Genomic DNA, 11,574 nt, shown 5'->3' with positions numbered 1-11,574 from the left:
TAATAAACTATTGTTCATAGTGGACGCCAGCATTGTTGTTTGAAGTGAAATCGCGCTGCCTCAGGATGCTGCGCATGAAAGCCGCTCGTAGTGAAACCGATAAACCGCGGTGACAGCCAGAGATGAACCAGCTTCTGGCGGGCCTGATTGCGCTTGACCCGGCAGGCAATGCGGTGCTTTGCGGGTAACCAGGACTGAATTCAGCGAAAAGGAAAAACGCATGCCAGCAAAAGGCTTTTATCTGGTGCAGGGCGACAAAACGACCTGTGGCGGGAGAATTATCACGGGTGCAGAAGATCACACTCTGTTTGGTAAACCTGTTGCCCGGGAACAGGACGGCGTGACCTGCGGTAAATTTCCGGGGATTTACAAGGTAGCCGGAGGCATCGACAACGATATCATTCATGGCAGGCGAATGGCCGGGACTCTCGACAGCTTCAGCTCATGTCCCTGCAGGGCAAAGTTTATTCCGTCGATGCTGGAGGATACGTACGAGAAGAGTGGAGGGAGTGCTAATTCTGCAGGGGGGGCAACGGCAGCCACACCTACAGCCACACCTACAGCCACATCTACATCTACAGCTACTTCACCGGCAACTACTCCACCAGTAACGACTGCCGGGCAGTCGTCGAATCTTAAGAATCAACCGCATTGTCAGCATACTGATGGCGCGATAAAGGTTGCAGACTACATACTCAAAGAAATTAAGACAAATGTCAGAAGCCAGACTGCAGAAACAATCAGATATTTAATCGACGAGGATACTTTAAAACAAAGGCGTGCCGAGTGGAATAAACTCCCTTTTTATGCAAAGTTGCGCACATTTCCAAAACCGGATTTGCCTGCTGCAATGGCTGTCTGGTATCAGACCGTGAAAACGGGTTCTACCTGGGATCACAAACCGAAGATTCGCGATAGATTTTCGTCGGTTGCAGTTGCGCGACCATTACCCAGAAAAGGGAAACCGTCAAGGTCTTATTACCACAAGTTCAAACAGCATGATTACTTTTATGATGTTTGGTCAAACATACATTATGGCTACGTTGGCCTTAGTGTCGGTTTTTCAGAATCATTGCTCTTAAAGGGTTCTACCTGGGAACAAAACATGACACCTGGAGCGATTGGTGACGATACGGTGGACGACGTTACGAGCATGAAGATCGGTTTTGCTCTATTCCATCAACACGGGAAATATGCAGACAGTTTGACTGTGATTAATATACTTGACGCGCTTGAGCAAACACCTAATGTGCTACTACCGCACTCAAAAGAAAAACACTGGTGCTGGAATACAGATAATCCAGATAAGATTGAGAAATGATTATGAAAAAGAAAATAATTCTGGGTTACATTGTATTCTTTTCGGGACTGTTGGTGCTAATTGTTCACATATTCCCGGTGCGACCTTTCGTTACTATTACAAATAATACTAACAAACCTCTTTTCATATATGCTGGTGAGAGCATCTACGGCGTCGACCCCGAGCCTGAAGAAGTTGAGCGAATTGTAAGGTCAAAACCTGACGTCATAGCTCCAGGAGAGAAAAGCGAATTTACTGCTTCATTTATATCTCTGATTAGAAGAGATGCAGCAATCGATATTGGTTGGAGGATCGGTGGCCAATACGAATATAATTCAGTTGGTGGTGGAAGTCAGAATTTCATTCTTTCCTCAACAGCAGGTGCGTGTTCTGTGTCGATTAAAATAAACGATGGATTCAATAATGAGATTCTAGAGGATGATCCTGGAAATTTGTGTTTTAAAAAAATAAAAGCATTCAAGTACAAATATTGACCCACAACCTATTTTTCATTGGAAATGAATATGGAAAGTCAAAATGTCCAGGGTTTAATAAATAATAAAAAATCTGTATAAATATATAGATAATCTAACTCTGCGTTATTACGCATACTGAAATGCGCTACCTGCTGGAAGCTGGCGAAGATTTTTGCCCTCGCTCAACCTGAGCAGGCTGAGATTTCAATGAGACCTGTTGTGATAAGTAACGATGAGCATGAGCAAATCATCCTTTCATGGCATGATCTTGATTTAAATAATGCAAATGTCAGAAAGTTTTTATTATAAATATAAAGAGTATGATTTTTACCTTGATGTCTGGTCAAATATCCATTATGGATATATTGGGCTAATTGTTGGGTTTTCTGAGGAGCTATAATTGAAAGGCTCTATATGGAAGTAAAATATGACCCCGGGCGCAATGGGTGATGATACCCTAGATGATATTACAAGTATGAAGATTGGTTTTAAGTTATACCATCGTTTTGGTAAGTATGCCGAAAAGCTTACTTCTCAGCATATTCTTGATGCGCTCGTAAATACATCAACGAAAGGTTTTTCCGAATCCAGAACCGACCATTGGTGCTGGAATGAAAAGAATCCCAAGCACATAAATATGCCTGCGGAGTTTCAATTATAAAAAATACTGTTATTATTCTTTTTGTGTTGAGTTTATTTTGGATGTTCACTTATCATCTAAAACCTTCCGTAAGTATATATAATAAATCAGGCGGTGTTATTTATTTATATAAAAGCACAGGAGTGAAAAATATTGAACCTGATATTGAACAGGCTGAGAGTTCCATGAGGCCTATTGTGATAAACAACGATGAAATTGAGAAAATCATCCTTTCATGGCAGGATGTTAATTTAAACAATGGTCGGTTATACCTTGGGTGGAAGACCAATAGCCAGACGGATTCATTAACTAATTTGAGCGGCGGGGCGATTTTTGATATTACCAAAAATGTTGGTTATTGTTCATACAATGTGTATATTGGACAAGAGAGGGAAACGATTAAACCACTGAAGAACATTCTATGTTTTAATAAAATAAATACATCGCCAGAAAAATAAATCATTAATTGGCAAAGATGCAAAGGAGAAACAGGTTGTATGAGATTGCGTTTGAAATCACGAAATAAAGTACTAAATCACTGATAATCCTGAAAAACAACCCCGGGGAGTTGAGAATGATTAAGCGTCTGTTGCTTGTTTGTGCACCTGTAGCTTTATTTTTACTGGTCAGTACAACAATTCTCTCTCTTTCATTTATGGATATCAAATATACGTATGAACCCGCGTTAGTCGGAACGCAGCTGGATTATCTGGTTGACGAAACCTACTCCATGGCCTGGTTATTCTATGGTGCATTGAATATTACTTTTGTTGTTATCTATACCGTCTTTCTTCTGGTTTTTAAGCGATTAAGCAGGAAAAATTAGTTGGTGCCCTCTCAATAAGTTGCAGATTGTCATGGCTTCGCTTTATCCCTGAATACAATCAAACACTCAATCATATTGGTTATCTATGGATGATTTAACCCTACGTTACTACGACGCTGAAATGCGCTATCTGCTGGAAGCCGGCGAAGAATTTGCCCGTGCTCACCCCGAGCAGGCGGCTATGCTCAATCTCGATAAAGCGGGCGCGCGCGACCCGTACGTGGAACGCCTGTTCGAGGGCTTTGCCTTCCTCATGGGGCGTCTTCGCGAGAAGCTTGACGACGACCTGCCTGAACTGACCGAAGGGCTGGTCAGTCTGCTGTGGCCGCATTACCTGCGCACCATTCCCTCGATGTCGGTGGTGGAGTTCACTCCTGTCTGGCGTGAGATGAAAGAACCGATGCGTATTGCCAGAGGTTTCGAGGTCAATTCGCGGCCGATCGGTGAAAAAGGCACGCGTTGTCGCTACACTACAACTAAAGAGATAACCCTTCAGCCACTGGCGTTGGATCATGCCCGCCTGTCGACTGATCCTGACGGGCGCTCTGTCATCAGCCTGCGCTTCAGTTGTAGCCATCTTGCTGACTGGAGCCGTGTCGATCTCAGCCAGATCCCGTTCTATTTCAACGCTGACGCGCCGCTGGCCTGCGCCATGCATGAAGCCTTTACCATGAATACTGCGCGCCTGTGGCTACGCATGCCGGGTGACGCGGACAGAAGGCCGATGGACGGGTATTTCACCGCACTGGGATTTGGTGATGATGACAGACTGTGGCCGAAGGGGGACAGTAGTTTCAGCGGTTACCAGTTGCTGCTGGAGTACTTCACCTTTCGCGAAAAATTCATGTTTACGGGGCTGCGCGGGCTTGACAGCGTGGTCTTTCCGGCTGAGATCCCGTGGTTTGAAATCGACGTGGTGCTGGCGGAACGCTGGGAGCATGACTTCAGCTTTACCGAAAAGCACCTGCGCCTGAATTGTGTGCCGGTCATTAATCTGTTCCCGCTGGAATCCGATCCGCTGACGCTCAATTCTCTGCAAACCGAATACATGCTGCGCCCGATGCGCGTGCAGGATGGCCATACCGAGATATATACCGTGGATTCGGTGATGTCATCGAGCCAGCATACCTACGTGCCGTTTTCGAGCTTCCGTCATAAGGGAGGAATGATGCGTCATGAAGCACCGGAATATTACTACCACACCCGCGTGCGCCGCGGTCCGTCCGGCCTGCATAACACCTGGCTCATCCTTGGCGGCGAAGCATTTGATAATCATACCGTCCCGGAAGACGAAAGCCTGTCGCTGACGCTCACCGGCACCAATGGTCAACTGCCACGACGTGCGCTGCAAAGCACCGTGCTTGATACGGTGATGAAAACCACTTCGGTCAGCATTGCCGTGCGCAACCTGTGTGCGCCGACGCTGCCTTGTTACCCACCTGCGCAGGACCGTTTTCACTGGCGCGTACTGAGTCACCTTGGCAGCGGATTTCTGTCGATGATGGATAATGCCGACGTGCTGCGCGGTACCCTGGCGCTGTATGAATGGACCGACAGCGAGATGAACCGTCGCCGTCTGGAAGCCATCCTCGAGGTGAAGCACAGTGAAACGGAGCGCTTTGAACAGGGCTACCTGGTCCGTGGCGTGCAGATTGAAGTCACGCTGGACAGCAATGGCTTTGCCGGACGCGGCGACATCTGCTTATTTGGCGAGATGATGAGCCGATTCTTTGCGCTATACACTGACATCTATTTGTTTAACCGCCTGATTATCATTCTGCAACCGACCGGAGAACGCCTGGAATGGGAAGAGAAGCACAACCGCCGCATTCCCGGCTGAGCCCACGGCTGGAAGCCGACCTGCATCGTATTAACTTTTACCGTTTATGCCAGTTGCTGGAGAAGCGTAACCCGGGCAGGCCGCTGATGGGCTCGACCAGTCACCCGGGCGATGACCCGGTACGCTTTGCCCCGCATCCGGGGATGGGATTTCCGGCCAGTGAGCTGAAGGCCGTGGAGTATGATGAGGATGATGACAGCCGGTCACCACTTATCCGCACGACCTTTATGGGAATGTACGGTGTCGACTCACCCCTGCCGATGGCGTATCTCGATGACATCGCTCAGCGTCGGGAAGGGCATGACGCACTACAGGGTTTTCTGGATATTTTCAGCCATCGCATTCTGACGCAGTTTTACCGTATCTGGCGTAAATACTCTTATCCGGCCACCTTTGAACCCGGTGGTACGGACAGCATCTCGCAGTCACTGCTGGGCCTGGTGGGATTGGGTATTCCCGGCACAGCAGACCACATCGCCACACCGGTATCCCGTTTTCTGGCTCTGCTGGGTGTTCTACAGCAACCGGGCAAAACTCAGGAGGGAATGCAGGCGCTGGTGACGTTGCTGGCCCCGGATACCACCGTGAAGGTCAGTCCATACTGCCTGCGGCCGGTGGAAATGGGTCAGCCGCTGGGCTTTTACGGTGATGACGATTTTCTGCTGGACGGCAACACGCCACTGGGTGACGAAGCGATGGATGCGGGTAGCCAACTGCTGGTTGCGCTTACAACGGATAATAAACAGGAGGCACAGGGCTGGAAGCCGGACGGTCTGCTGTATCAGGACTTTCTGGTGATGCTTCGTGTCTGGCTCGGCTGGCGTTTTAAAGCAAAGATCACCCTGACCACACGGACCCGACTGCTGGCCGTTCCGCCGCTTGGCGAAGGCCCTTTCTGGCTCGGGATGAACGGCGTGCTGGGTGCTGATGAGGGGGAACTTAAAGACGATATCCCACCGACCTTTACGACGGAACTGGGCTATTACACTGGTCTGAAGCCGGCAATACCACAACAAGGAAACCGACGTGTTACGTACAAGTTTGATTAAATCCGCAGGCTGGTTGCCTGCACTGCTGGCGTTCAGCCTGACGGGGTGCGGGATGACGCAGGGTATCACCGATGGCACCAAATCGGCATTTAACGCCGTGTTCTACAAAAAAATTAAGATGCTGCACCTGGATTTCACGGCGCGTGAAGCGCTAAACACCGATTCCCGCGAAAGTAACTCACTCTCCGAGCCGGTGGTAGTCCGTGTCTATCAGCTGAAAGACCGTAAAATCTTCGATAAAACGGTTTACCAGCAACTACTGAACGATGGCGAAACTATTCTGAAAACCGACCTGATGGCGACCCGCGATGTGGTCGTAAAACCGGGCGGTGATACAAATCTTGATATGCCAATGGAAGAAGAAACGCAGTTTGTCGCGGTAGTCGGCCTGTTTCGTCACCCAGACCTGGTCAACAATACCTGGAAGCAGGTTCTAAAACGTGAAGATCTCGATCCGGATAAGCCGCGCATTCTGGAGGCCGGGAATAACCACCTGACGTTACAGCCATTGAAGGATGACTGATGCCAAAGGGACACAACACGCCATCGCTTTATGAAATGCTGAGCGGTAATTTCTCAGGAGGCCTGAGCCTCAGCCAGGTCAGCGAACAGAATCAGGTGATTTTATCAGTACTCGATAACATGCAGCGCATCCTCAACTGCCGCGCCGGTACGCTGGCTCACTTGCCGGACTACGGCCTGCCGGATATGACAAAAATCCTCCAGGGAATGCCCGGGACCGCCCACCAGTTGATTACCATACTGTCGGCCGTGTTGCTGAAATACGAGCCGCGCCTGAGCCGGATTAACGTGGTGATGCAGGAACAGATTCAGCCCGGTGAACTCCGCTACGCCATTGATGCGGAGCTGAAGGGGGTCGGGCTGGTGCGCTACGGCACGGAATTTATGCCCGAGGGCACGGTATTAATCCGTCATCTGAAACAACAGCAATACCTCGATGCACGAGCCGCCATCTAGTTATTACTCAGGTTAAAACAGTTATGACAATAAATTCTGAACGCCAACTTAAAACCGGCGGGGATCCGCGCACGCTTGCGGATTACGCTGCCTTGCGCGACGAAATGAACAAGCTCACCCATCCGGCACGCCCGGATGTTAACTGGCAACATGCGGAAACGCTCTGTCTGTCACTGTTCGAGCATAACGGTGTGGAGCTACAAACGGCTGCCTGGTATACGCTCGCCCGCACGCATCTCGCCGGACTCTACGGCATGAATGAAGGGCTGGCGCTACTGGCTGCCCTGGTCGTCCGCCAGTGGGGTAGCCTCTGGCCACAGCCTGTTCATGCGCGAGTTGAAATCCTCAGCGCACTGAGCAAACGCCTGCAACAGGTGGTGCGAACGCTGACGTTGACGTATGCCGATTTAGGACAACTTTATCAGGCTGAGGAGAATCTGAACGCGCTGAGTGACATGTTGCAGCGCCTCGAACTTAAGCATGCTGCTCAGCTTGATGCTCTGCGCACGATGATGCAGAACGCAGCAGTGCGTCTGGAAAACAGCGAAAATACGGGCGTAAGTCTGCCGGGTAACGCGGTAGGGGCCGCGGAACTCCACCTCACAGAACCGACAGAGCGTTGTAAATGGGTTTATGTGGTTCAGCCCGAGCCGTTGCCGAATAAAGAGCCTCCTGTACCCGTGAAGCAGTGGAAGCCATTTGCTGCGGGTATATTGTTCATGCTGGTGGCAGCCAGCATTGTCGCAGTGGGATGGCAGACGATGCATGCGCCAGATTCAGTACAAACCCAGCTGGCCGCATCCCTGACTCCTTTACCTGAAGGACTCTCTACAGCACAGTTGCAGGCGCTGCAACAAACGTCACCGCCACCTGAACCGGGGATCAGCAAGACACAGCAGTTGTTAGCGCAGCTTTTACACCTGAAACCAGACTGGGCAGTAAGCTACGGCGACCGTCTGGTGCAGCAGGCGCTGACGCTGTGGCCTGAAGAGGCCAAACCCCTGGCGCAGCGGTGGCACAAGCAGATTAGCGTTGCCGGACTTGCAGAGTCAGATCTGAATGGCTGGCATCAGGGGATGACGCAGTTACAGCAGTTGACGAACAGGCTAAACGCGCTGGATGAACAGAAGGGGAAGTACATGACGGTCAGCGAACTGAAATCAGCCGTGTTTGCCATGTCGCAGTCCTTCAGCCATACCGTTCCGCTTGAGGAGCAGCTTCGTCTGCTTTCCATTTTACCTGCCGGGCAACCCCTGTCAGCAGCGCAGCTAAACCAGACCGAACAGCATCTTCAGCAGTTGATTGCCAGCTATGCCCTGCTGAAGCACCAAAAAGAATAATGAGACTGGCGAAAAACACGGAGTTGACATGTCAGCAAGAGAGCGTTTTTTTAAGAAAGTGCAGCAGAGCATCGGGGACAAACCGATCTATGTTAATACGGCTGAGGCCGAAGTCAGGGCGTTTTGTGAGCGGATGGAGGATCTTGCACAGCAAATCATTACATGGTTTGAAGGTTCTGGTATTGAAATATTTTTATCTAAAAAACATATCACCGATTTAAGTACGGTTGGCTACAGCCTCAGTAGCGGTATATGTCGTTATGCCATTACGACGATCATTTTGCAAAATGGAGATCGCAGCGTCACCATTATGCCAGAACAGGTGATCAGGGGGCCGGAGAAGGGGTGTGTGACGATGAGTATTAATGTCCCCGATAGTCTGTCGGGGGCGAGGATATTCCATTTAAGCATGGCGCCTGAAACAGGCTGGTATATTCGTCGCGGGCATCAAAGTGCAAAAGAGAATATTCTCATGACTGAGGACTGTTTTTTCCAGTCTATCGACTGTCTGGCCTGAACGTCAGCCACCCTAACGGAAGGGGCGTGCAATAACGTAGTTAATATATATTAACTACGTTAACTTATTAAGCACCACTAAACATCGGCACTCTACAGTATCTCTCCTTAAATATATAATTACCGTTATTGAAGGAGTATCAGTAACCAAACGACAAGCCAGATATTTACCGTAACACATGCTTTTTATCCGCCTTAAGTAAAACTGCACAAATCAAACTGCAAAACAACAAACCAGCGACGAACGTGAGGACAAATTCGTATGACAATGCTATAACCCTTAATGCCAACCAAAATATAATGCCCCAGGAAAACGTATGCTAAGAAATATTAGTGTCAGAACGTTCATTGTCTATTTCCTTTTATGTGTATTTTTGGTAAGTGATGGAGTTATAGCGCTATTTTCACGGAATTCTTCGCTTTTTATTGCAGTCATAATTGTACAATTCATCGCATTATTTTTACTCTGGGCGTACATGACAAAATATCTTGTGACGCCGATCAATACTGTGAAAAAAAGTATTGAAGAAGTGACGTCAGGCAAACTTGGCGTGTCGATACCTGAATTTGGCAACAACTGTGCGGGACGTCTGATCCCGGGGATTAATAGTCTCTCCAGCAACATTGCAACGCTGGTCCGTGAGATCCGCGCCTCCTCGCAAACCGCGATGACCCTGTCAGATCAACTCTCTTCACGCAGCGCGCAGCTTTCCGTCAAAACAGAACAGCAGTCAGCTTCGCTGGTGCAAACGGCAGCCAGCATGGAAGAGATGGCTGCAAGTACAAAAAATAATGCCGACAATACCCGTTTAGCCAGCGAACAGGCGAATCTCGCGACGTTGCAGGCGCGTAAAGGCGGAGAGTTAATGGGGCAGGTCGCGAACAATATGCAGTCGATTACCGACTGCGCCCAGCAAATGACAGAGATTATCTCGCTGATTGACGGTATCGCTTTTCAGACCAATATTCTGGCGCTTAACGCCGCCGTTGAAGCGGCAAGAGCGGGCGACCATGGTAAAGGGTTTTCTGTGGTCGCGGGCGAAGTGAGAAGCCTTGCGCATCGTAGCGCCGAAGCGGCAAAAAATATTAAGTCATTGATTGAAGTTACCAGCCATAACGTGACACAGGGCGTTAACGTGGTCTCTGAAGCCGAAAAAAATATGCATGATATTGTTACCGGTTCGGGCAATGTGAGCAGACTGATGGATGAAATATCCGCCTCAACATCAGAACAGGAAAAAGGTATTTCACAAATTACGCAGGCATTGTCTGAGCTTGAACGCGTAACGCAGAGCAACGTGTCGATGGTTGAAGAACTCAATGGATCGTCAGATGTGCTGCGCAATCAGGTGATTGAGCTCCAGACACGAACACGTAATTTCCGTCTGGAAAATGAGCTCCAGGCTGACAATGCGTTAAGAAGCCGCGAATGGGCGGTGAATTCCTGAGCGTATTCAGGACGATGCCTCACATAATTATTGCTTAACCCTCGGCGAAAGCTAGACTGACACCGAAAGAGATAAAACGGTGGAGGCGCTGTGGAGAGCATCAAAGGGTCTGAGGTTAACGTACCTGACGCAGTTTTTGCATGGGTGTTTGATGGACGTGGCGGCGCAAGGCCGCTTGAAGATCAGGATCATATCGACAACGAACATCCATGCTGGCTGCACCTCAACTACACGCACCCGGACAGCGCCGAGTGGCTCGCGTCCACGCCGCTATTGCCCAACAACGTTCGGGATGCGCTGGCGGGAGAAAGTCTCAGACCCCGCGTCAGCCGGATGGGTGAGGGGACGTTAATTACGCTGCGTTGTATAAACGGCAGTACGGATGAGCGTCCGGATCAGCTGGTGGCCATGCGTGTTTATATGGATGAACGGCTGATTGTTTCCACCCGCCAGCGAAAAGTGCTGGCGCTGGATGACGTCATTAACGATCTGAAAGAGGGCACGGGACCAACGGATTGCGGCAGCTGGCTGGTGGATGTGTGTGATGCGTTGACCGATCATGCCAGCGAGTTTATAGAAGAACTTCACGATAAAATCATCGATCTGGAAGATAACCTGCTCGATCAGCAAATCCCCCCACGTGGTTTTCTGGCGTTGCTGCGTAAACAGCTTATCGTGATGCGCCGCTATATGACCCCCCAGCGCGACGTTTATGCGCGACTGGCCAGCGAACGCATGAGCTGGATGAACGACGATCAGCGCCGCAGAATGCAGGATATCGCTGACCGGCTCGGACGTGGTCTGGACGAGATTGACTCATGTATTGCCAGAACGGCAGTCATGGCGGATGAGATAGCCCAGGTAATGCAGGAGTCGTTAGCCAGGAGAACGTACACCATGTCGCTGATGGCGATGGTCTTTTTACCGAGTACCTTCCTGACGGGGTTGTTTGGCGTAAACCTCGGAGGGATCCCCGGCGGTGAATATCACTATGGCTTCACGACATTTTGCGTCATGTTAGTGGTTTTGATTGGCGGTGTTGCGTGGTGGTTGCATCGTAGTAAATGGCTGTAAATTTACGCTTTTCTGTGGCAGAGTCGGCTTCAAAACGACATTTTAATTGAGCGAAGTCAATAAACTCCGACCATGTTAGGTGCAATA

Annotated in this window: 14 protein-coding genes and 1 pseudogene; all 15 read left to right on the top strand. The window is 49.6% G+C overall.

Annotated features, from left to right (window positions below):
- Window positions 1–20: 20 nt before the first annotated feature.
- Window positions 21–188: pseudogene (locus tag ACOTX4_RS11915) on the top strand (type VI secretion system protein TssA); the annotation flags it as partial.
- A gap of 32 nt (window positions 189–220) precedes the next feature.
- Window positions 221–1,321: a polymorphic toxin type 44 domain-containing protein gene (locus ACOTX4_RS11910; protein ID WP_045333101.1), complete on the top strand. Its 1,101-nt coding sequence runs from the start codon at window positions 221–223 to the stop codon at window positions 1,319–1,321.
- 2 nt (window positions 1,322–1,323) lie between these two features.
- Window positions 1,324–1,794, top strand: a complete 471-nt coding sequence (locus ACOTX4_RS11905) for a hypothetical protein (protein WP_045333100.1) — start codon at window positions 1,324–1,326, stop codon at window positions 1,792–1,794.
- 262 nt (window positions 1,795–2,056) lie between these two features.
- Window positions 2,057–2,176 carry a polymorphic toxin type 44 domain-containing protein gene (locus ACOTX4_RS11900; protein ID WP_080336089.1) on the top strand — a complete coding sequence of 40 codons (120 nt, stop codon included), beginning with the start codon at window positions 2,057–2,059 and terminating at the stop codon, window positions 2,174–2,176.
- Window positions 2,177–2,203: 27 nt separating this feature from the next.
- Window positions 2,204–2,437: a hypothetical protein gene (locus ACOTX4_RS11895; RefSeq protein WP_045333099.1), complete on the top strand. Its 234-nt coding sequence runs from the start codon at window positions 2,204–2,206 to the stop codon at window positions 2,435–2,437.
- A 122-nt stretch (window positions 2,438–2,559) separates the two neighbouring features.
- Window positions 2,560–2,874, top strand: coding sequence for a hypothetical protein (locus ACOTX4_RS11890; RefSeq protein ID WP_421635384.1), 315 nt, complete (start codon window positions 2,560–2,562; stop codon window positions 2,872–2,874).
- Between the two features lie 116 nt (window positions 2,875–2,990).
- Window positions 2,991–3,242 carry a hypothetical protein gene (locus ACOTX4_RS11885; RefSeq protein ID WP_063937615.1) on the top strand — a complete coding sequence of 84 codons (252 nt, stop codon included), beginning with the start codon at window positions 2,991–2,993 and terminating at the stop codon, window positions 3,240–3,242.
- 85 nt (window positions 3,243–3,327) lie between these two features.
- The gene (gene tssF / locus ACOTX4_RS11880) at window positions 3,328–5,082 is read left to right on the top strand and encodes a type VI secretion system baseplate subunit TssF (protein WP_045333097.1); all 1,755 of its coding nucleotides are present in this window, start codon (window positions 3,328–3,330) and stop codon (window positions 5,080–5,082) included.
- Window positions 5,046–6,131, top strand: coding sequence for a type VI secretion system baseplate subunit TssG (gene tssG, locus ACOTX4_RS11875; protein WP_045333096.1), 1,086 nt, complete (start codon window positions 5,046–5,048; stop codon window positions 6,129–6,131). The genes tssF and tssG overlap by 37 nt, the downstream gene beginning before the upstream one ends.
- Entirely contained in the window at window positions 6,109–6,654 is a 546-nt protein-coding gene (gene tssJ, locus ACOTX4_RS11870) for a type VI secretion system lipoprotein TssJ (RefSeq protein ID WP_045333095.1), read from the top strand. Before tssG ends, tssJ begins: the two co-directional genes overlap by 23 nt.
- Complete coding sequence (gene tssE / locus ACOTX4_RS11865) at window positions 6,654–7,109, top strand: type VI secretion system baseplate subunit TssE (RefSeq protein ID WP_045333094.1); 456 nt, start codon at window positions 6,654–6,656, stop codon at window positions 7,107–7,109. Before tssJ ends, tssE begins: the two co-directional genes overlap by 1 nt.
- A 23-nt stretch (window positions 7,110–7,132) precedes the next feature.
- A complete protein-coding gene (locus ACOTX4_RS11860; protein WP_045333093.1) occupies window positions 7,133–8,449 on the top strand; it encodes a VasL domain-containing protein in 1,317 nt (438 codons plus the stop codon).
- 28 nt (window positions 8,450–8,477) lie between these two features.
- Entirely contained in the window at window positions 8,478–8,966 is a 489-nt protein-coding gene (locus ACOTX4_RS11855; RefSeq protein ID WP_045333092.1) for a hypothetical protein, read from the top strand.
- Between the two features lie 316 nt (window positions 8,967–9,282).
- Window positions 9,283–10,413: a methyl-accepting chemotaxis protein gene (locus tag ACOTX4_RS11850; RefSeq protein WP_022651306.1), complete on the top strand. Its 1,131-nt coding sequence runs from the start codon at window positions 9,283–9,285 to the stop codon at window positions 10,411–10,413.
- 90 nt (window positions 10,414–10,503) lie between these two features.
- Window positions 10,504–11,487, top strand: a complete 984-nt coding sequence (gene zntB / locus ACOTX4_RS11845) for a zinc transporter ZntB (RefSeq protein WP_023314230.1) — start codon at window positions 10,504–10,506, stop codon at window positions 11,485–11,487.
- Window positions 11,488–11,574 lie beyond the last annotated feature (87 nt).

This window comes from Enterobacter cloacae complex sp. IR5459 (assembly GCF_049238005.1).
In the GTDB taxonomy this organism is placed as follows: Bacteria; Pseudomonadota; Gammaproteobacteria; order Enterobacterales; family Enterobacteriaceae; genus Enterobacter; species Enterobacter hormaechei_C.
The sequence above is the reverse complement of the archived record's forward strand: the minus strand, read 5'-3'. Positions and strand labels throughout refer to the sequence as shown.

Bases quoted from the DNA above. Each gene is read 5' to 3' on its own strand.
- ACOTX4_RS11910 (WP_045333101.1), top strand. From the start codon at position 221: ATGCCAGCAAAAGGCTTTTATCTGGTGCAGGGCGACAAAACGACCTGT.
- ACOTX4_RS11905 (WP_045333100.1), top strand. From the start codon at position 1,324: ATGAAAAAGAAAATAATTCTGGGTTACATTGTATTCTTTTCGGGACTG.
- ACOTX4_RS11900 (WP_080336089.1), top strand. From the start codon at position 2,057: ATGCAAATGTCAGAAAGTTTTTATTATAAATATAAAGAGTATGATTTT.
- ACOTX4_RS11895 (WP_045333099.1), top strand. From the start codon at position 2,204: ATGACCCCGGGCGCAATGGGTGATGATACCCTAGATGATATTACAAGT.
- ACOTX4_RS11885 (WP_063937615.1), top strand. From the start codon at position 2,991: ATGATTAAGCGTCTGTTGCTTGTTTGTGCACCTGTAGCTTTATTTTTA.
- tssF (WP_045333097.1), top strand. From the start codon at position 3,328: ATGGATGATTTAACCCTACGTTACTACGACGCTGAAATGCGCTATCTG.
- tssG (WP_045333096.1), top strand. From the start codon at position 5,046: ATGGGAAGAGAAGCACAACCGCCGCATTCCCGGCTGAGCCCACGGCTG.
- tssE (WP_045333094.1), top strand. From the start codon at position 6,654: ATGCCAAAGGGACACAACACGCCATCGCTTTATGAAATGCTGAGCGGT.
- ACOTX4_RS11860 (WP_045333093.1), top strand. From the start codon at position 7,133: ATGACAATAAATTCTGAACGCCAACTTAAAACCGGCGGGGATCCGCGC.
- ACOTX4_RS11855 (WP_045333092.1), top strand. From the start codon at position 8,478: ATGTCAGCAAGAGAGCGTTTTTTTAAGAAAGTGCAGCAGAGCATCGGG.
- ACOTX4_RS11850 (WP_022651306.1), top strand. From the start codon at position 9,283: ATGCTAAGAAATATTAGTGTCAGAACGTTCATTGTCTATTTCCTTTTA.